This is a genomic window from Photobacterium sp. TY1-4 (assembly GCF_025398175.1).
GTDB lineage: Bacteria > Pseudomonadota > Gammaproteobacteria > Enterobacterales > Vibrionaceae > Photobacterium.
The window spans coordinates 1782023-1803758 of record NZ_CP099734.1 but is presented as its reverse complement, the minus strand read 5'-3'; the positions used below and the strand labels follow the sequence as shown (position 1 = coordinate 1803758).

The window sequence follows — 21736 nt, the reverse complement described above, 5'->3', positions numbered from 1 at the left end:
TACGCCGCATGGAGACAGGAGTAGCCACCACGCCCCGGATGCGCGGTACCTGATTGTATTTAAAGCAGGATCTGCCGACTGAGACTGTCTTAAGAATAAGATGGCCCTTTGAATTAGTGTGATATTGCTCATCATTTTTAGGCATAGCGCCCATTTGCCGACTAGGGTTTAAGAAGAACTTCATTTTGTTGTTGGGGTAGCTATGTTGAAGTCGTCACTGATTGCTGTTGCTTTATTTTTGAGTTCACTGTCGTATGCCGATGATTTAACAGAGTTTGATTACCCGCTGTTATTAGGGGATTGGTATTGGTTCAGCAGCACCGATGACGGGGTCAGTACCGAAGGGGTCAGCTACCGGGCAATGAATATCAAGTTTAAATCTTCCTATCAGTTTGTGATCCGTCTGCTGCAGGTCGATGGGACGGTTGAAGCCTGGGAAGGGATTTACGATATCGATGAAAGCTCGGTCACCTTTCAGGCAAAAGATCAGCCGGAACAACAACATAGTTATTTGCTCAGTTATAATCAGTTTATTCTTGATGGCGCGCGGTTTACCAAGCTGGCACCGGAAAATCTACCGGGCAACTGGCGTTCCTCTCGAATTACGGGCCGGGATGTCGGTGATGGGGTATCCGAACTGGAGATTTCACTACGTCCGGATTTTCTGTTTTCGGCAAAAGTCTCCGGTGATGATGGTCGCAAGCGTGAACACCAGGGGATCTACTTTATCGAAGATGATCGGATTGTTTTGATTTATGAAGACGGGCAGCATGATAGCCAATTCCAGCTGGGATCAAATACGCTGACGCTGACCAACAAGCAATTCGGCATGGAAGCGGTAATGGTTCGTGAATGACGCGTTTCTGTTTCGGGTTACCCGGAGATCCGAGATGAAGCAAAAAAAAGGCTTGCCCCAGGGCAAGCCTTTTTCATGAATAGGGGATGTTATTCCCTTAGCTGTTCGCCAGTTTAAACGCTTGGCGCAGTTGTGACAGGTAATCTTCATCCCGGCAGATACTCTTACCCGGCTCATCCGAAATCTTCGCAACCGGGCGGCCTTCACACTCGGTGAGCTTGATGACGATGTTCAACGTATCGACGCCGGGTAGGTCACAAGTGAGCTGGGTCCCGATCCCAAAGCTGAGGTTGATGCGATGCGCAAAGTGTTTGTAGATCTCCAGCGCTTTCTGCAGGGTCAGGCTGTCGGAGAAAACCAGTGTCTTGCTCTTTGGATTAATTCCCAGGGATTCATAGTGGCGAATGGCTTTCTCACCCCAGGCAATTGGGTCCCCGCTGTCATGGCGCAGGCCACTGAAACGCTCGGATAGGCGCAGATCGAAGTCACGCAGGAAGGCGTCCATATTAATGCAGTCGGTCAGGGCAATGCCGAGTGAGTCCGGATATTCCTGCAACCAACGGTTCAATGCCAGTTGTTGAGAGTCAGCCAGTTCCCCGGACAGCTGTTGGTGGGCTTGGAACCATTCATGTGCCTGGGTGCCGACGGGAGTCAAGCCGCGGGTATGCGCCAGGTGGTAGTTCGAGGTTCCCTTGAACTCCGGCATGTTCTCGCAGAGATAGTCGACAATCGCCTCTTGGACTGCTTTGGAGAAACGACGGCGTGTCCCGAAGTCGACCAGGGCAAACTCACTTAAATCGGTGCCTTCTGCGCTTTGGTAGAAGTCTGCCAGCTTCAGTTTCAGTTGACGAATGGCATCTTGTGCCGAGGATTCCGGATAGCATTTTGACGAGCGAACTTCGCTGATGACCGCCAGCAGAGGGACTTCCCATAGAATGATATCAAGCCATTTCCCTGTGATCTTAATGCTCAGTTGCTCGCCGGATGCATCAATTTCGACCTGATCGCTGTTGAGTTTAAAGGTTTTCAGGTAGTCCAGGTAGTCGGCTTTAAAGAACGGCAGCGTCGCCAGATAGGCCAGCTCATCTTCAGAAAAAGAAAGCTCCCCCAGTTGTTCGACCTGGGCTTGAATGTCGCGGCAGTAAGGACGAAGGTCTTCTTGGCTACGGCAATGAAACTCTGCAGCCGCTTCAATATTCGGGTATTGATAAAAGATCGCTTGTTGCATATGCAATTTGTATGCATCAGTATCAAGCAGGGATTCGATTACCCCAGTGTGTCCTGTATGAGTCATAGCTTATGTAGTTGTCTATCGCAATCCGAGAATATTACATCGTTTTGAGTCTAATTTGACCGTAAGCATCCAAAATAGACTAAAAAAATAGGGACGTACCTTACGCCGAAACCTTGAAAACAACAAGTCCACTCACCATATTATTTTCATAAAGAGTAATCTTCTGGATTTCGTTATTTTAACCCTGTATTTGCTATGGTATCTCGGGGCATGTGGCGAGATATGATCACTTTTTTAATTATAGGCATGATGATGCCCCGGAAAATAAAATTCCCGGGGTCTTTGTCTATGAAACCGGCAGGCTGCGCTTGAGCGTCAGCCGCAAAGACAGAATAATGACAGGTGTCAGCCGCTCATTCATGGCATGAACGCCATGGCGGAAAAAACAAGGAAACGAATATGGCCGAACAACCGACCACCACACAGCCAACAGTCAAATACCGCGCTGATTACCAGGCACCCGATTACACCATTACGGATATTGATCTGGAGTTTGATCTCCATGACACGGCAACCCATGTTGTCGCGGTCAGCCAGGTGAAGCGACAGGCAGGGCAAGCCACACCGCTGGTGCTCGACGGTGATTGTCTCAAGCTGGTACGCCTGGAAATCAATGGCGAAAGCTGGACTGAGTATGAGGAGACCGAAAGTGGTCTGACGATTCACAATGTCCCGGCTGAGTTTACGCTGACGATTGAAACGGAAGTGAATCCTCAGGAAAACACCCTGCTGGAAGGCTTGTACAAGTCTGGCGAGGGCTTCTGTACCCAATGTGAGGCGGAAGGCTTCCGTCGCATCACTTTCTATCTTGATCGCCCGGATGTCCTGGCGCGCTTTAAAACCAAGGTGATTGCTGACAAGGCGTCCATGCCTTACCTGCTGAGCAATGGGAACCGGATCGATGCGGGTGAGCTGGACAATGGTCGTCATTGGGTTCAGTGGGAAGATCCGTTCCCGAAACCAAGCTACCTTTTTGCGCTGGTTGCCGGTGACTTTGATGTGCTGCGTGACAGCTATACCACAAAGAGCGGTCGCAATGTCGCACTGGAAATCTTCGTCGACAAAGGCAATCTGGACCGGGCGGATTACGCGATGACCTCGCTGATCAACTCCATGAAATGGGATGAAGAACGTTTCGGGCTGGAATACGATCTGGATATCTACATGATCGTTGCCGTTGATTTCTTCAACATGGGGGCGATGGAGAATAAAGGACTGAATATCTTTAACTCCAAGTATGTGCTGGCGAACCCGTCCACGGCGACCGATACCGACTACCAGGGCATTGAGTCCGTGATTGGTCACGAGTATTTCCACAACTGGACCGGGAACCGGGTGACTTGTCGTGACTGGTTCCAGCTGAGCCTGAAAGAGGGCCTGACTGTGTTCCGCGATCAGGAGTTCTCGTCGGATCTGGGATCTCGTCCGGTGAACCGGATCAACAATGTCCGGATTATGCGCGGCCCGCAGTTCGCTGAAGATCGCGGTCCGATGTCGCACCCGATTCGTCCGGAAAAAGTGATTGAAATGAATAACTTCTACACCATGACCGTGTACGAGAAGGGCAGTGAAGTGATTCGGATGATGCACACCTTGCTGGGTGAAGCCAACTTCCAGGCCGGAATGAAGCTGTATTTTGAGCGCCACGACGGTACGGCTGCAACCTGTGATGATTTTGTTCTGGCGATGGAAGATGCGTCCGGGATCAGCCTGGAGCGTTTCCGTCGCTGGTACAGCCAGGCTGGGACACCGGTGGTGAGTGTCGCAACTGAATATGACGCGGCACAAAATCGTTACCGCGTCACGATTAAACAGCAAACAGCACCGACTCCGGGTCAGGAGGAGAAATTACCGCTGCATATTCCGTTCGATATCGAGCTGTATAACCGCCAGGGCGAAGTAATTGCATTACAGTGTAACGGCGAAGCCATTCACCATGTGCTGGATGTGACGGAAGCTGAGCAGGTGTTCGAGTTTGACCAAATCGATGATGAGCCGGTCATTTCCATGCTGCGTGAGTTTTCTGCGCCGGTGATTCTGGAATACGATTACCGTGATGAAGATCTGATCTTCCTGATGGTGCATGCCCGCAATGCCTTTGCCCGTTGGGATGCCGGTCAGAGCCTGCTGGCGAAATACATCCGCGAAAACGTCAGCCGTGTACAACAGGGCGAAGCCTTCGCGCTGCCTGAATCTGTGGTGGATGCGTTCCGTGGTGTCCTGTTGGATGAGACCCTGGATCCTGCGTTTATTGCAGAAGTGCTGACGCTGCCAAGCGAGAATGAAATTGCCGGTTGGTATAACACTGTCGATGTGGACGCGATTCACCACGTCGTCAGTGAGCTGGAAAAAGTGCTGGCCACCGAAATGGTTGATGAGTTCTCGGCCATTTATCATTCACTGGCGCAACCAGCTTATACGATTGACCACGATGCGATGGCAAAACGTGCGCTGCGCAATCGTTGCCTGGCCTTCCTGGCGAACACCGAGCTTGGCGACCAGCTGGCGACGGCTCAGTATCAGCAATCTGACAACATGACGGACACCATGGCGGCCATGGTCGCGGTGAATGACGCGCAGTTGCCGTGCCGCGAAGCACAGATGGCTGACTTCAGTGAGAAGTGGACGCATGATGGTCTGGTCATGGATAAGTGGTTCATTCTGCAAGGTAAAAACCCTGCTGAGAATGCGCTGGACAATGTCCGGGCAACCATGAAACATCCGGCATTTGATTTGAAGAACCCGAACCGGACCCGCAGCCTGGTGGCCAGTTTCTGTGCCAACAACCCGGTACGCTTCCACGCCAAAGACGGCTCCGGCTATCAGTTCCTGACTGAAATCCTGACGGCGTTGAACACCAGCAACCCGCAGGTGGCATCGCGGTTGATCGAACCTTTCCTGAAGTACCGTCAGTATGATACGCAGCGCCAGGCGCTGATGCGTGCTGAACTGGAAAAACTGGCAGGGTTGGAGAACCTGGCGAAAGATCTGTACGAAAAAGTGCAAAAAGCACTGGATCAGTAAGCCAGCCGTCAGTCATATATGGATTAGGCCTCCGGAGACGGGGGCCTGCTTTATTCAAAAGCAGACGAGTAAGACCGCTGAAAGTGAGATGATGAGACACTATACCTTTTCAATGTACATCAGTTACCAGTCATATCTGGATCATTACTCAGGCGCGGCCAGCACCGTATTGGTTGTGACTGATAACGGGTTGAAGCTCCAGTTGCCGGCATCCCGGTTTCGGCCGTTCCTGAGCCAGTTGGGAGTCAAAGGGCGGTTTCGGGTGACGGTGAATGCCCAGAACCGAATTGAAGCGATTGAACAAATGACCTGAACGATTCGTCTGAACATGAGTCGTTGCCACCGAACGATGGGTTCAGGATATTTTGATTTACCTTTTATTAACATCTGCATGTGTTCAATGGGTTCACCGGGATAGCGTTGGGTGGTTTTTAAACGAATAGGGCATCTATTTTTCAGCCATTTACCACTACAAAAATTGATAGTATTAATAATTGGTTAGACCAATGAACCGCGTTATTCAGGGGCGCCGCTGCTCTTTTCACCACCGCCAGATGTTCCGACCAGTCAAAATCTTAACCTTAGTCACATATTCGATTTTTTCTTTCTGTTCCAGAGTTATTATCGTAACCCTTTCGCAACAAAACACCCTACAATAGCCCTCACAGAACGAATACCGATACCGTGTGCCAATACACCTCGATTGGCCCATGGGATTGTTATAAAAACCCTATACTAGATCGATAATAGAATATGACGATGGAGCATTTGCTATGACCGCACCTGACCCTATAGTGCCGGTACTGCTTGAAAAAGTGTATGGCTTAATCCAGGACAAGATTGAGACCCCGCAGCAGTCATTAGTAGAAGTTTTTGCTCAAAAATTATTAGGTCAATTGGCAGACGACGATCTGCTGCAAAGGAATGAATCTGACTTATATGGTGCTGTGCTGAGCCTTTGGCATCACCTTGTGCAAAACAAACCGGATCAAATCTCTGTTCGGGTATATAACCCGACCCTCAGCCGTTACGGCTGGCAATCGACCCACACCGTGGTTGAAATTGTGACCCCGGATCGCCCATTCCTGGTGGACTCGGTTCGCATGACCCTGACCCGCCTTGGGATCACCAGCCACCTGATGCTCAATGGCCCGTATTACTTCAAGCGCAATGAACAGGGCGTGATCACTGAGGCTTGTGGCCAGGATGGTGATCTGCAGACCCTATTCCATATTGAAGTTGACCGCCTGAACGATAAGGCGGAAATGAAAGCACTGACAGAAGAACTAGAACAAGTGCTGCAAGATGTCGATCTGGTGGTCAATGACTGGCACGCCATGCAGGGTAAAATGCAGGAGATCGTCAAAGAACTGAAAGCGGCTGATTTGCCGGTTGACGATGCACAGCGTGATGAGGCGATCGCCTTCCTGGATTGGGTCACGCGTCATAACTTCACGTTCATGGGTTACCATCAGTACGATTTGTTGCCGATTGAAGGGGACTACGAGCTGCTCCCTTGCGAAGGGACTGGTTTGGGTCTGCTGAGTAAATCAGGCAAAGCCCGCTCCCTGACATTATCTGAGCTGCCGGAATCTGCCCGCCTCGAAGCCCGTAAAACTGATCTGCTGATCTTGACGAAGAGCAACGGCAAGTCGAAGGTCCATCGTCCGGCTTACACCGATTACATTGGTATTCGTCGCTTCGACAAGAACGGCAATGTGGTCGGCGAGCATCGCTTCACCGGTTTGTACGCATCCACGGCCTATCACCAGACGGCAATGAATATCCCGCTGATCAGCAACAAGGTCTCGCGGATCCTCAAAGCCAGTGGCTATTCTGAAGGTTCTCATTCCTGGAAAGCCCTGAACAACCTGCTGGAAACCTATCCGCGCGATGAGCTGATCCAGGCCAACGAGAAAGAAATGCTGGATGTCGGCTGCGGTGTGGTCCGCATGCAAGACCGTGATCTGCTGCGCCTGTTTGTGCGCCGCGACCCATTCGGCCGCTTCTTCTCCTGCATGGTGTATGTCACCAAAGAGCGCTACAACACTGAATTGCGCCGTAAAACTCAGATGATCCTAAAAGAGTATTTCGGTTCGGATCAAGATGTCGAATTTACGACTTTCTTCTCTGAAAGTCCGCTAGCGAGAACTCATTACATCGTGCGCGTAGATAACAATAACTTTGATGTGGACGTCAAAGCCATCGAACACAACCTGGTTGAAGCTGCTGCCGCTTGGGAAGATCGCCTGAGCGCCTCGTTAGTTGCCAACTTTGGTGAAAACAAAGGCACGCCACTGGCGAAGAACTATGCGCGCGCATTCCCTCGCTCGTATAAAGAACAAATGCTGCCGGGCTCTGCGGTTGCCGACATCGAGCAACTGGAAAGCCTGAGCGAAGACAACAAACTGGGGATGCTGTTCTACCGTCCTCAGGAAAAAAGCGTGAACTCCAACTTTGTGAAGCTCAAGCTTTTCCACCGCGATGAGCCAATCCATCTGTCGGATGTGATGCCAATGTTGGAAAACCTCGGCCTGCGCGTGATTGGGGAGTCGCCGTACGAGATCGTGACTGCCAACGGCACAGTCTACTGGATCCTTGACTTCGCGATGTTGCTCAATGCCTGTGACGAAATCGATCTGACGGAAGCGCGCGATCGTTTCCAGGAAGCGTTCTCAGCCATCTGGCATAACGATATTGAAAGCGATGGTTTTAACCGCCTCGTGCTGTGTGCCGGTTTAACTGGTCGCCAAGTCACGATCGTTCGAAGCTACGCCCGTTATATGCGTCAGGTCGGATTCCCGTTCAGTCAGCACTACATTGAAGAGACGCTGTCAAATCACAGCGATCTGGCGCGTGATCTGGTGTCCCTGTTTGCGCTGCGTTTCAATCCGAAGAAGAAATACACGGAAAAAGCTGAGCAGGATCTGATTGCGAAGCTGAACAAGAAACTGGATAAAGTAGAAAGCCTGGATGACGACCGGATCATTCGCCGCTACATGGAAATGATCCTGGCGACCCAGCGCACCAACTACTATCAGAAAGATGAGCAAGGCAAGCCGAAACCATGGCTGTCATTGAAACTGCGTCCGTCTGAGATCCCGGAAATCCCGGCACCGGTCCCATTCTTCGAGATCTTCGTGTACGCACCGGACATTGAGGGCGTGCACCTGCGCGGCGGTAAAGTTGCCCGGGGTGGTCTGCGTTGGTCTGACCGTCAGGAAGATTTCCGGACTGAGATTCTGGGTCTGGTGAAAGCGCAACAGGTGAAGAACACGGTGATTGTGCCGGTCGGCGCGAAGGGTGGTTTCGTGTGTAAACGTCAGCCACAGCTGACGACGCGTGAAGAAATCTGGGCGGAAGGACAACGTTGTTACAAGCGCTTTATTCGTGCGCTGCTGGATGTAACCGACAATATCGTTGATGGTGACCTACTGCCACCAGCCGACGTGGTCCGCCATGATGACGACGACCCATATCTGGTTGTTGCGGCAGATAAAGGGACGGCAACGTTCTCGGATCTGGCTAACTCAGTGTCTGATGATTATAACTTCTGGCTGGGCGATGCATTCGCATCCGGTGGTTCGAACGGTTATGACCATAAGAAAATGGGGATCACGGCCCGCGGTGGTTGGGAATCAGTGAAGCGTCACTTCCGTGAGCTGGGCATCAACTGCCAGACTACTGATTTCACCTGTGCGGGGATCGGTGACATGGCTGGGGACGTCTTCGGTAACGGGATGCTGCTGTCGAAACACATTCGCCTGGTCGCAGCATTCAACCATATGCATATCTTCCTGGATCCGAATCCGGATTCAGCGAGCAGTTGGGAAGAGCGGAACCGTCTGTTCAACCTGCCGCGTTCAAGCTGGGAAGATTACGACATGAGCCTGATCTCGGAAGGGGGCGGTATCTTCTCCCGTCGCAGCAAGTCGATCAAGCTGACACCGCAAATCCAGAAACTGTTGGGTACCCGTAAGCAGAGCGTACCGCCGAACGAGTTGATCCAGATGATCCTGAAAATGGAAGTGGATCTGCTGTGGAACGGTGGGATCGGGACTTACGTCAAAGCGGCCAGTGAAACCAATGCGGATGTAGGCGACCGTGCGAATGATGTGCTGCGGATCAACGGCGGTGAGTTGCGTGCTAAGGTCGTCGGTGAAGGCGGCAACCTGGGGATGACCCAGCTGGGCCGTGTTGAATTTGCGAAGACCGGTGGTCTGGTTAATACCGACTTTGTGGATAATGTGGGTGGTGTTGACTGTTCAGATAACGAAGTCAACATCAAGATCCTGCTGAATGGTCTGGTCGCCAGCGGTGACCTGACTTACAAGCAGCGCAACGAACTGCTTGTGCGAATGGAAGATGAAGTCGGCGAGATTGTTCTGGATGATGCCTATTGCCAGAGTGAGTCAATTTCTGTCACGCAGCAGCAGCAAGTTCAGTTGCTGAAAGAGCAGATTCGCTTTATTCATCACCTGGAAAAAGAAGGCAAGCTGGATCGGAACCTGGAATACCTGCCGGATGACGATACCCTGGCTGAGCGTGAAAAATCAGGCATGGGCCTGACACGTCCGGAGCTGGCGGTTCTGGTCGCCTACGGCAAGATGGTTCTGAAAGAGGAGATGGTGACTGACGAGATCGCCAACGATCCTTACCATGCCCGTCTGTTGCCGGCTTACTTCCCGAAAGAGCTGCAAGAGAAGTACAGCGATAAGATGGATCTGCACCCGCTGCGTCAGGAGCTGATTGCGACCTCGCTGGCAAATCAAATGTCTAACGAGATGGGTTGTAACTTTGTGACGCGCCTGCAGGAAGAGACAGGGGCATCGGTCTCCGAAATCGCTTCTGCTTATGCTGTCGGTCGTGAGATTTACGGCTTTGACAAGTTCTTCGACCAGATCCGTGAACTGGATAACGAGGTTGCTGCCCAGGTGCAATACGACATGCTGTATCGTTGTCGTCGTATGCTGCGCCGCGTCACACGCTGGATGTTGCGTAACCGTGACCGCCAGTTGGGTATCGAACAGCAAATTGCGTTTTACCAGCCAGTTGTCCAGAAACTACAGGATAATTTGGAAAGTTACCTTGTCACTGAAGAAGTGAAAGAGCATGATGATCAAGCGAATGTTATGATTGAACAGGGTGTACCTGAAGCGCTGGCACACGGTATTGCCCGCCTGAGCAGTCTGTACTCTGCGCTGGATATCGCCCAGATCACCAAAGAGCTGGATAAAGACATCAACTTTATCTCCCGCGTGTACTTTGTGGTGGGTGCGGACCTGTCTCTACACTGGTTCTTGCAGCAAGTTCATAATCAGCCGGTTGAGAACCACTGGCAGGCCCTGGCACGCGCTTCGTTCCGCGAAGATCTGGATTGGCAGCAACGCCAGCTGACTTCTGCAGTGATCACGGCATGTCCGGAAGGGAAGGAAGCTGAAGTCTTGATTAAAGACTGGAAAGCTGAGCATAAGGTTGCAATTCAGCGCTGGAACACCGTGCTGGCTGAATTCAAAGTGGGCACCACCCATGAGTTCGCCAAGTTCTCGGTTGCCCTGCGTGAGCTGATGTTGCTGAACCTGAACTGCCGTCCGGCCGTGTAAGGCCCCCAGGCACAGCGACATTGACGCTGAACTGAATGAAACCGCTATGCTCCGGCATAGCGGTTTTTTTATGGCTATGATTTGGAGGGAAGCTATATCTTGCTGTCATGCTTGGCGATTGTATAACGAAGGGAGGGAACCTGAAGCGTGACGGCGTGATCTTCCTGTTACCATAGCGTAATCGTTTGCCTGAAAACTGTTACTTTTATGCAATCACGGTGCGTAATTGAAGAAAAGGGCTGTTTTTGATGAAGAAAATCGAAAATAGTCGTTGTATTTAGCGATATTTCTGTGAATAATGTCATCCCGTTTATACGGGGCTTTTATTAGGAGGTACAATGTTTTACCGCCTCGCTCGATCCGCAATCTTTCAGCTTGACGCTGAAAAAGCACATGATCTGGCAATCAAAAATCTTTCTCGCTTTACTGGCACTCCTCTCGATCTTCTCTACCGACAACACGTTCCTGATCGTCCCGTCGAAGTCATGGGAATCAAATTTAAAAACCCAGTTGGCCTTGCTGCAGGTCTGGATAAGAACGGTGAATGTATTGATGCCTTCGGCGCCATGGGATTTGGCTTTGTCGAAGTGGGCACCGTCACTCCGCGTCCGCAGCCTGGTAATGACAAGCCACGTTTGTTCCGGGTGATTCCGGCAGAAGGGATTATCAACCGTTTTGGTTTCAATAACCTCGGGGTTGATCAACTGGTAGAGAACGTCAAAAAAGCCAAGTATGACGGTGTCATCGGGATCAACATCGGTAAAAATAAAGATACGCCGGTAGAGAAAGGTGCAGAAGATTACCTGATCTGTATGGATAAAGTTTATCCTTATGCAGGGTACATCACGGTAAACATTTCCTCGCCGAACACGCCGGGGCTGCGTTCCTTGCAGTACGGTGAAGCCTTGGATGATCTCCTGTCTCAACTGAAGCAAAAACAGAAAGCGCTGGCCGAGAAGCATGGTAAGTATGTCCCGCTGGCGCTGAAGATCGCGCCGGATCTTGAAGATCATGAGATCAGCCAGATTGCCCAGTCACTGATCAAGAATGATATCGATGGCGTTATTGCGACCAACACCACGCTAGATCGTGCATTAGTCAAAGACATGCCGCATTGTGATGAGGCAGGGGGGCTGAGTGGACGTCCGCTACAGAATCGCAGTACCGAAGTGATTCGTCGTCTTGCTGAAGAGCTGGATGGCGCGCTACCAATCATTGGTGTCGGCGGTATCGACTCTGCTGTTGCGGCAAGAGAGAAGATGATGGCCGGTGCGCAGCTGGTGCAGGTCTATTCCGGCTTCATCTATCACGGTCCGAAGCTGGTGAAAGATATCGTGACCAATATTTAACCATTGTTTCGATAGCGTATTTCGAAGAGCCCCTGCAATGATCATTGAGGGGCTTTATTTTTGTCTGTAACTATCCCAAGATCCGAATAAGCCTGATTTTTGTCAAACTTTCAGCAGAATCTCATCAAGATCAGCAGTTTATTTCCCCTTTTATTTTGATATCGGCACAGTAAAATTCTCCTAAAGTTTTTTCTATGTCGTTGGATAAGCAGTATAAAGAACTGATTTTGGAGTAGTTACATGCTGAAGCCTAACAACTCATGGACATGGTATTTTGACTCAAGGCATGATTCCCTGATGTTAGATTTGGGCGATGAAATGATTTTTCGGGTCTCTATTCCGACGAAGCACCTGATCACCGCTGCCTATGAACGGACAGACTTTACCGTTGATGATGCCAGTGTGTATCAGACTTTTGTGGAGAGTATTGCGGATCTGGAGCTTTCCGAGCCCCGCAAAGCCGAACTGGCCCTCAATGCGGTGGCCGCTAGTCGTTTTCACAAGCCCATGATGCCGAAAAGCTGGTTTTTCCACACTCAGGGAGAGACGTGCGAACCGCAAGAAGCGGATATCGTGACGCTGGAAACCGAGTTCGGAACAGCAAAATACCTGGTGATCGAAAATAGTGGTTGTGCCAGCCTCTGTATGCTGGCGGAAGAGTCGCCGCTGTCACTGACCAGTACTAAAGAGATGGCATTTTGCGACACTATCAAGGTGATGAACGATCGTATGCAAGCCTATATAATTGAAAAACATGTCAATTTTGCGCTTGTTGGCTAACAGCAGGGGATGATTCCCATCCGGTAAATCTCTCCTGCTGAACGAGGCCCGCCTTGGGCCGGTGCCATTACCTCCAATTTAAAAACATCTGTCCCCTGCGATACGTCCACTCTCAGTCCCCATTAAGTTGCTCTCAAATACGCTGTCAGACGCTACCTCTGCGATGAATCGCCGCTACCGCTCCCTGTCCTCTTTCCATGAATGCCTGAGCCGGTAGGATGGATTTCTGTCGTGTGGCCAATTGACGATATGCCCCATTGGGCAAACGTGCCTTCAAATGTCTCCTGGATACGTTTAACAAACATCACTGACGTGCTCCTTTCCCCGACCAGCTCATGACGATGATTAAGCGCTTTATTGTTGAGCGCTGGAGAGGAGAGTCTCCGACGTTTGAGATCGGGAAGTCACTGAAATTAAACCGCGCAATAAACATCCACTACTTTTATAAGGGCATTTATTTGTAACGAAAATAAGGTTTATTTTTGAACAAATTAAGTGACTTTAATTCGAAATTTCCAAAAAATTAGCACTTTTTTTTTGCCTCTTTTTGTCAAAATTGAGCAAAAAAGTACCACTATTTTAGCGCTGATTTTTAAAGTATTTATGAAGATCTTCCCCAATTTCCCCAATCCTGAAATCGAATAACAGGTGCCATATTTTCCCGTCAGGAAATAGTTTCCAGGTAGGAAAGAATTGGTTTTATATTCGTGCCCAGAAGGCGCTTGGGTTGGTAAGTAATCACGCATAACTTGAGTGTTAACAACTTGATGAGATGAGTGGATTAACTATTTTCTTTTAAAATCAATTGTATAAGATACTGTTTCTGTGTGTGGATAATGTTGCGGGGCAATTGTTGATGAATGGGAACAGCTGACAAATGCAGCAGTGTGTACTCACATCAACAATGCTGGACTGCAGGTAATTCAGATTGTGTTTATCAGGAAACGCGTTAAACGATGCGGGATTGTTTCCCGTTGGGCGAACCTGAGGCGCTTCAAAAACATGGTGTGTTGAAAGGGTTGGCGCTTTTTTAGTTAAACAGTCAGTTCGGGGCGGTTTAGCGCAAGGTATTTGGTCTGATTTCGGTTATAATTCCCGGCAACATATATGTGAAAAGAACCCCATGAATCAATATCTAGCTATCACTTCCCGAGGTCTTGAGAACCTCCTTGCAGAAGAATTAGAACAACTTGGCGCACAGCAGATCCAGGTTGTCCATGCCGGCGTCCGTTTTAAGGCTGCGCAGGCAGAAGCGTATCGTTGTTGTCTCTGGACGCGTGTCGCTTCCCGTATCATCCAGGTGCTGGGCGAATTTGACGTTCGTGACGATATGGATCTCTACCTGGGTGCGACGGCAATCAACTGGCCGAATTACTTCAGCAGCAATACCCGCATTATTGTCGATTTCAACGGGACCAACCGTGAAATCCGTAACAGTCAGTACGGCGCATTAAAAGTTAAAGATGCCATTGTGGACCGCTTTACCAAAGCGGATATGCCACGCCCGAACATTGACCGTCAGAACCCGGATCTTCGCATCCATATGCGCCTGTCTGGTGAAAAAGGGGTGTTGGGTCTGGATATGGCCGGGAGTGGCCTGCATCAACGGGGTTACCGTACCGATGCAGGTAAAGCGCCACTGCGTGAAACCCATGCTGCTGCGCTGGTGATGAAAAGTGGCTGGACATCGGAGAAACCGCTGCTCGATCCGATGTGTGGTTCCGGTACTTTGCTGATTGAAGCGGCAATGATCGCGGCGGATATTGCGCCGGGTATCAAGCGTAAACGTTGGGGATTTGAGTCGATCAAAGATTTCGACCGTGAAACCTGGCTGGAAATTCACGCCGAAGCGAATGTCAAAGCCCGTCGTGGCCCGGCGAAGGTCGAAACCAAGTTCTTTGGCCGTGAGCAGGACCGTCGAGTATTGAGTATTGCCCGTGCGAACGCCGCCCGTGCCGGCGTCAGTGAGCTGATTGACTTCGATTATGGTGATGCGACGCAGCTGATGTGTCCGACTGGTTTTGAAAATGGCGTGATCCTGTGTAACCCGCCTTATGGTGAGCGTCTGGGAACAACGCCGGAGCTGATCAGCCTGTATACAGAATTTGGTAAGCGTTTGAAACTGGCGTTTACCGGTTCAAGCGCGGCTATTTATTCGGCGTCGAATGAGTTGTTGAGCTGCCTGCGGATGCGTGCCGACAAACAATTCAAGCTGCGGAACGGCGCCCTGGATTGTGTCCTGAAAACTTACCTGATCACCGGTGGCGGCGTTCAGCAGGTTGAAGGGGAAGCAGAAGGCAAACTGGAAGAGACCGAAGTCGCGCCGGATTTCGCCAACCGCCTGAAGAAGAATATTGCCAAGCTGAGCAAGTGGGCGAAGAAAGAAGGCGTCGAGTGTTACCGCCTGTATGATGCCGATCTGCCGAACTACAATGCGGCTATCGACAAATATCAGGATTTTCTGGTGATTCAGGAATACGCCGCGCCGAAGTCGGTTCCGGAAGAAATGGCACGTCGCCGTCTGATGGATATCCTTCGTGCGACGATTCAGGTCACGGGTGTGGAAAATGACAAAGTCATTCTGAAGGTTCGTGAGCGCCAGAAAGGGAAGAGCCAGTACCAGAAGCTGTCCAGCGCTGAGCGTCACATGAATGTGAACGAATATGGCGTGCAGCTGAAAGTGAATCTGTATGATTATCTGGATACCGGCTTGTTCCTGGATCACCGGATCACCCGTCGTAAATTGGGTGAGATGGCCAAGGGGAAAGACTTCTTGAATCTGTTTGCTTACACGGGCTCGGCCTCGGTGCATGCCGCTTGTGGTGGTGCGAAGTCGACCACAACCGTCGATATGTCTAATACTTACCTGCGTTGGGCGCAGGATAACATGGCGCTGAACGGTCAGGTTGGCCGCCAGCATCAGTTTATCCAGGCGGATTGCTTGCAGTGGTTGCAGGAAGTCGATGAAAGCTTTGACCTGATCTTTATCGATCCGCCGACGTTCTCGAACTCGAAGCGTATGACGCAGAGCTTTGATGTCCAGCGTGATCACATCATGCTGATGGAAAACCTCAAGCGGATGCTGCGTCCGGGTGGCCAGATTGTATTCTCCAACAACAAGCGCCACTTCAAAATGGACTTCGACAAACTGGCAGAGCTGGGCCTGACGGCTAAAAATATCTCTGATAAAACGTTGCCGCTGGACTTTGCCCGCAACAAGCAGATCCACAACTGTTGGATTATCACACACAAGGAAGACTAAGTGCTTATCACGTTATATAGCACGGAAGGATGTCATCTCTGTGAGCAGGCCTATGGCCTGCTCCTGGATGCCGGGATGAAAGAGCGCGTGCAAGTGGTGGATATCGCTTTCGATGATGTGCTCTTTTCCCGTTACGGCGTCACCATTCCGGTGCTCTCTGTTCAACTTCACGACGATTCAATTTCTGAACTTGGCTGGCCGTTTGATGCCGCTGAGCTTGCAGCATGGTTAGAAAGTAATGGCATTAATTAAAATCAGTAACGCGCAGTTGGCGTATGGCGATCATGCACTGCTTGATCGCGCCGAATTTCTGCTTCAACCGAATGAACGTGTCTGTCTGGTCGGTCGCAACGGCGCCGGCAAGTCGACCCTGATGAAGATCATTGCCGGCGATGTCCTGTTGGACGACGGGACGATCCAGCGTCAGTCTGAACTGCGTGTATCGCGCTTAGAGCAGGATCCGCCGCGTGACGCCGAAGGCAGCGTGTTTGATTTTGTGGCCGAAGGGCTGGCAGAAGTGGGTCAGGTACTGCGTGAGTATCACCATCTGCTGGATCTGGTCAGCCATGATCCGAGCGAGTCGAACTTTGCCCGAATGGCGAAAGCGCAGGAGAAAATCGATCACGCCGATGCCTGGCAGTTTGACAACAAAATCACGGCGGTGCTTGAGCATCTGCAACTGGAGCCGAATACTCAGCTCAAAGACTTGTCCGGTGGCTGGCAGCGTAAAGCCGCACTGGCCCGAGCACTGGTGTGCGATCCGGATATTCTGTTGCTCGATGAGCCGACCAACCACCTGGATGTCGCCACCATTGAATGGCTGGAAGGTTTCCTGAAAGAGTTCCGTGGCTCTATAGTCTTCATTTCTCACGACCGGGCCTTTATTCAGTCGATGGCAACCCGTATTGTTGACCTGGATCGCGGTCAGCTGGTTTCTTTCCCGGGTGACTATGAAAAGTACCTGGAAGATAAAGAAGAGCTGTTACGCGTTGAAGCGGAGCAGAATGCGGAATTTGATAAGAAACTGGCTCAGGAAGAGGTGTGGATCCGTCAGGGGATCAAAGCACGCCGAACCCGTAACGAAGGTCGGGTCAGAGCCCTGAAGCAGCTTCGTCGCGAACGCAGCGAACGACGGGAAGTGGTTGGCAAGGCGGATATGCAGCTTCAGGAAGCCAAGCGCTCGGGCAAAATTGTTTTTGAAGCCGAACATCTGTCCTACAGCTATGGCGACAAGCCGATTGTGAAAGACTTCAGCTTTAACATCATGCGTGGCGATCGGATTGCGCTGATTGGCCCGAATGGCTGCGGCAAGAGTACTTTGTTGAAACTGTTGTTGGGGCAGCTGGAGGCGTCACAGGGTCACTTACATTGCGGGACCAAACTCGAAGTCGCGTACTTCGATCAGTACCGTGAAATTCTGGATCCGGAAAAAACGGTGATGGATAACCTGGCAGACGGGAAGCAAGAAGTGACGGTGAATGGCCGGACCCGCCATGCGTTGGGTTATTTGCAGGATTTCCTGTTCCATCCGCGCCGTGCCCGTACGCCGGTGAAAGCCCTGTCCGGGGGCGAGAAAAACCGACTCCTGCTGGCCAAACTGTTCCTGAAACCAAACAACTTGTTGGTACTCGATGAGCCAACCAATGATTTGGATATCGAAACCTTGGAACTTTTGGAAGAAATTCTTGCCAATTATCAGGGGACGCTGCTTTTGGTCAGTCACGACCGTCAATTTGTTGATAACACGGCGACAACAAGCTGGTTGTTTGAAGGAAACGGGGTGATTGACGAGTATGTCGGCGGTTACCACGATGCCATGGAGCAGCGGGCCAATTCATTGTCGCAGCTTGCTAAAGAGCAGGCCGCGCAAATCGAAGCAGCCAAGAAAAAAGAAGAGAACAAGCAGCAGGCGAGCCGTGCCCGTTCCGGGAAGAAGTTGTCTTACAAGCTTCAGAAGGAATTGGAAGACCTGCCGCAGCGAATTGAAGAGTTGGAAAACGAAATTGCCCAGCTGCAGGAACTGATTAACGATCCTGCCTTCTTCCAAGATGTGAAAAATGATACCCAAGCGACGCTGAACCGCCTTGCTGAGGCTGAAGCTGAATTTGAGCAGGCATTTGAGCGGTGGGAAGAGCTGGAAGCAATGCAGAAGGAATCCTAATGCAACATAAGACGTTAAAGTTATCGACACTCGCTGCACTGATTGCCAGTGCCACGCAGGCGCAAGCGGCGGTGTATCAGGTTGTTGAAGTTGATGGGGCCAGCAGTGGTGTCGGCTCTGCGCAGTATTACGATAAGAACACGTCGGATTTACAGTCACGTGTTGAATTCTATGCTCAGGGGGTTTCCCCGAGCACCGGGACGGAAAACTGCTTTGCGACGGCTTGTGATGCCGGGACTTATTCAGTATTCGGTGAAAGTCGGTTCGGGACCGACGGGGTTGACTATCGCCATGAAGTGGCTTTCCTGAGTGATAATTATCAGGAAATTAATGATAAGTTTTCGCTGCGTTCGTACTGTAACAATAATCTGGGCTTCAATACCTGTGACGAATGGGCCCGTGATAATTATTACGGCTTGTTCAGTAATGAAAACCAACCCCACGATGGCAGTGGTTTCGGAGGCCTGCATCGCGAACAGGTTGCCTGGAGCGACAACTACTACAGTAATGCTTACCCACTGGTAGAAACCACCGCTGGGGCGTTGTCTCAAATTACAACCTTTGCTGGTGATGCGTCGAAATACGACACCGCTGCGGTTGCCGAGCTGGGAACGCTGGTGGGTTCACACAGCACCACCAACGCCGTGGTGAACCGTATCGGTGAGTTTTCCGGGAATCCGTATCAGCTGGGCATCACCAGCTCCGCTTTCTTTGAGAGCAACAACCGTTACGCCCGCCAGTTTAACAAACGTGGGTTTGTAAATGCGGCTGGGGCGAGCGAAGGTTTGAATCCGGTGAACAGCTCGGAAGGGCTGGTGGCGCAGATGGGCCAGACGCTGGCCTGGGATGCCGTGGAGTATAACGGCCAGCTGTTGGTGGTCGGCAGCGCCGCATTTAGCACCAGCAAGCTAGCTGACACGGACAAGTTGCCTTCAGACAGTAACGGCGACGATCGTCTGAACCTGAATGGCTCCCTGTTTTCTCAGTGTGGCGATTACGCCACGAATAACCTGAATACCCTGTACAATACGCGGGAGTGCCAGTTCTCGGTGTTTGCCAATGATGCGGTGTTCTGGACGGTTGATAATGCCGGCGCTGTATCCGGCAACGCCGTGCCGTTGGCACAGCGGGTAGACGGGAGTAACAACAGCTACCCGGCGCAGGACCCGGATGGTTCGCAAGAGCGCTCTTTCCAGGCTTCAGCTCGTGCTGTGGCGTTGATTGACGGCAAACCGGTGGTGGCTGGCTTCTCAACTGACTCCATCAACAACAATGCTGTAAATACGGTGAATGGGGATTATTACGCGATCCGCGCTGCCATCTATACGCCGAAGGCAGACTTCGATCCGACAAAGGGTGAAGGTCAGTGGGATCGCACGATTATCCCGGGATTGGATATCGAGCAAGGCAATGAGCGCAAGCTGTTGTTCTCTGCTGCGACCGATATTAATGCTAATAACAAGGTGATTGGCCTGAGCAAGAGTGTGAACTCTGAAAACCGCTCATTCGCGGAAACCATGTTTGTCTATGACCATACCAATGGCAGTCTGACTCAGCTGACTTCTACGATTAACCCATCAATTTTCTTTACCGGTGTGAACGGCTTCCCGGCCGCGATCAATAACAAGGATCAGATGGTAGGTTGGGTTGACTCTGAAAGCGTGAACCAGGCCAATGGTCGTCAACGTCGTCAACGTGGCTTTACCTATTTGGCGGGTAGCGATGTGGAAGGTTCACCATTACAGGGTAACACGGCCTGGATGCTTGATGATCTAACCTATGGCGGGAATGTCGGTGATGCGAACAATGTGTACCGGATTGCGCAGGCCACTGATATTAATGACGCCGGGGTGATCTCTGCCACTGCATTTAAGTGTGACGGCGGTTATCAGGATCAAACCAAAGAAGCACAGTGTAGTACGGACGAACGTGTGGTCGCCGTGAAGTTGGTCCCTGTTGTTGGCGGTGAAATTGAACAGCGTCCGGCGCAGGCAACGACAGTGGAACGCAGTGGCGCGTCATTGGGTATGTTGGCCCTGACGCTGCTCGGCTTGATTGGGTTCCGACGGAAAAAATAGTTTTTTGTCAAAAAAGCTCATTTTTCATACAGGCTCACACTTTGTGAGCCTGTCTTGTTTCAGGGGTTGATCATTAGTGCCGTTTGGCCAATTCTTACAGAGTGGAGTCACAAAAACTCCATCAGTATGACACTTAATTGCAAGAAACGCAGATAAGGATGAGGAATTGTACTATGAAGAGACAAAAGCGGGATCGTTTGGAACGCGCTCAGGCTCGTGGCTATCAAGCTGGTATTAATGGTCGTTCCAGTGAAGAATGCCCCTATCAGGCGGCGGATGCCCGTACGAATTGGCTAGGTGGTTGGCGAGAAGCAAGGGAAGACTTGCACTCTGGCCTATATAAATAAATCCCTTCATATCACCCTTATATGGCCCCTTTCAGGAGAAGGGGCTTTTTGTTATCTGGCGTCTGGCATCCTGGAAAGATAGGGAATACCGGCATACTCAAATCTCAGTCTATTGCCACGTATTCTTGAGTGACGGTGTCACGACATAGCCTGAACCACCAAACGCACCGGAGGTCATTATCAGATGGAGAATGTCCAGTCAGCGCATGGTATAGCGAATGAAGTACAACAAGCTGGCGGGCAAGGGTGTTGTTTCTGTTGATATGAATTGATGGCGGTGAAGTCGTCACACAACGTTACAGGGTAAGTGACAGGGTCACAATGGACAGCCACAAAAAATAGACAGTCACAAAAAAGGCCGCGTGAGCGACCTTTTCGATGTACTGCATTGAGCAAGAATCAGAATGTAGACGTGTCTTTGAACAGGCCAACTTTCAGATCTTTAGCAACATAGATTTCTTTACCATCGACCAGGACTCGGCCATCAGCGACACCCATGATCAGCTTGCGGTTGATCACACGCTTCAGCTGAATTTCATAAGTCACTTTCTTTGCTTCCGGTAGGATTTGGCCAGTGAACTTCACTTCGCCAACACCCAACGCACGACCTTTCCCTTCGCCGCCGTTCCAGCCCAGGAAGAAGCCAACCAACTGCCACATAGCATCCAGACCCAGACAGCCCGGCATGACAGGGTCACCTTTGAAGTGGCAGTCAAAGAACCAAAGATCAGGGCTAATATCCAGCTCTGCATGGATGAAGCCTTTTCCGTGGTCACCGCCTTCATCGGTGATTTCAATGATTCGGTCAATCATCAGCATGTTGTCAGATGGCAGGGATGGGAAATCCGGACCGTATAGTTCGCCCTTGCCACATGCAACGAGTTCTTCGTAGTTATAAGATTGCTGGCGTTTCATCAGACTTATTTAGCTCCTTGAAATGTATGGAGGCAATTTAGCTTACACATGTACGCCTAACAACTCG

Annotated in this window: 13 protein-coding genes; 11 read left to right on the top strand and 2 right to left on the bottom strand. The window is 50.9% G+C overall.

Translation table 11 applies throughout. The features are described from left to right. The first annotated feature begins 202 nt into the window (after nucleotides 1–202). On the top strand, nucleotides 203–856 hold the full coding sequence (locus tag NH461_RS08525; protein WP_261599948.1) for a hypothetical protein: 654 nt from the start codon (nucleotides 203–205) through the stop codon (nucleotides 854–856). Between the two features lie 97 nt (nucleotides 857–953). Here the strand turns inward: NH461_RS08525 and pncB are convergent, their stop codons facing one another. Continuing rightward, nucleotides 954–2150: a nicotinate phosphoribosyltransferase gene (gene pncB / locus NH461_RS08520; RefSeq protein WP_261599947.1), complete on the bottom strand. Its 1197-nt coding sequence runs from the start codon at nucleotides 2148–2150 to the stop codon at nucleotides 954–956. Between the two features lie 399 nt (nucleotides 2151–2549). Here pncB and pepN point away from each other — a divergent pair, with 399 nt between their 5' ends. The 10 genes from pepN (at nucleotide 2550) to rmf (ending at nucleotide 20754) form a co-directional block, all read left to right on the top strand. Next, the gene (gene pepN, locus NH461_RS08515) at nucleotides 2550–5174 is read left to right on the top strand and encodes an aminopeptidase N (RefSeq protein ID WP_261599946.1); all 2625 of its coding nucleotides are present in this window, start codon (nucleotides 2550–2552) and stop codon (nucleotides 5172–5174) included. Nucleotides 5175–5265: 91 nt separating this feature from the next. Next, nucleotides 5266–5487, top strand: coding sequence for a DUF2835 domain-containing protein (locus NH461_RS08510; RefSeq protein WP_261602868.1), 222 nt, complete (start codon nucleotides 5266–5268; stop codon nucleotides 5485–5487). Between the two features lie 460 nt (nucleotides 5488–5947). Further along, the gene (locus NH461_RS08505) at nucleotides 5948–10777 is read left to right on the top strand and encodes an NAD-glutamate dehydrogenase (protein ID WP_261599945.1); all 4830 of its coding nucleotides are present in this window, start codon (nucleotides 5948–5950) and stop codon (nucleotides 10775–10777) included. 338 nt (nucleotides 10778–11115) lie between these two features. Beyond that, entirely contained in the window at nucleotides 11116–12126 is a 1011-nt protein-coding gene (pyrD, locus tag NH461_RS08500; protein ID WP_261599944.1) for a quinone-dependent dihydroorotate dehydrogenase, read from the top strand. 240 nt (nucleotides 12127–12366) lie between these two features. Continuing rightward, on the top strand, nucleotides 12367–12906 hold the full coding sequence (locus NH461_RS08495; RefSeq protein WP_261599943.1) for a cell division protein ZapC: 540 nt from the start codon (nucleotides 12367–12369) through the stop codon (nucleotides 12904–12906). A gap of 1123 nt (nucleotides 12907–14029) precedes the next feature. Further along, nucleotides 14030–16168 (top strand): bifunctional 23S rRNA (guanine(2069)-N(7))-methyltransferase RlmK/23S rRNA (guanine(2445)-N(2))-methyltransferase RlmL, encoded by a 2139-nt coding sequence (gene rlmKL, locus NH461_RS08490; protein ID WP_261602791.1) that lies wholly within the window; start codon nucleotides 14030–14032, stop codon nucleotides 16166–16168. Further along, a complete protein-coding gene (locus NH461_RS08485; RefSeq protein ID WP_261602790.1) occupies nucleotides 16169–16420 on the top strand; it encodes a glutaredoxin family protein in 252 nt (83 codons plus the stop codon). Further along, nucleotides 16407–18329 carry an ABC transporter ATP-binding protein gene (locus tag NH461_RS08480; protein ID WP_261602789.1) on the top strand — a complete coding sequence of 641 codons (1923 nt, stop codon included), beginning with the start codon at nucleotides 16407–16409 and terminating at the stop codon, nucleotides 18327–18329. Before NH461_RS08485 ends, NH461_RS08480 begins: the two co-directional genes overlap by 14 nt. Then, nucleotides 18329–20407, top strand: coding sequence for a DUF3466 family protein (locus tag NH461_RS08475; protein WP_261602788.1), 2079 nt, complete (start codon nucleotides 18329–18331; stop codon nucleotides 20405–20407). The genes NH461_RS08480 and NH461_RS08475 overlap by 1 nt, the downstream gene beginning before the upstream one ends. Nucleotides 20408–20580: 173 nt before the next feature. After that, nucleotides 20581–20754, top strand: coding sequence for a ribosome modulation factor (rmf, locus tag NH461_RS08470; RefSeq protein WP_261602787.1), 174 nt, complete (start codon nucleotides 20581–20583; stop codon nucleotides 20752–20754). 399 nt (nucleotides 20755–21153) lie between these two features. On the opposite strand, the gene fabA is transcribed toward rmf, so the two are convergent. Beyond that, nucleotides 21154–21669: a bifunctional 3-hydroxydecanoyl-ACP dehydratase/trans-2-decenoyl-ACP isomerase gene (gene fabA, locus NH461_RS08465; RefSeq protein ID WP_261602786.1), complete on the bottom strand. Its 516-nt coding sequence runs from the start codon at nucleotides 21667–21669 to the stop codon at nucleotides 21154–21156. Nucleotides 21670–21736: the final 67 nt, after the last annotated feature.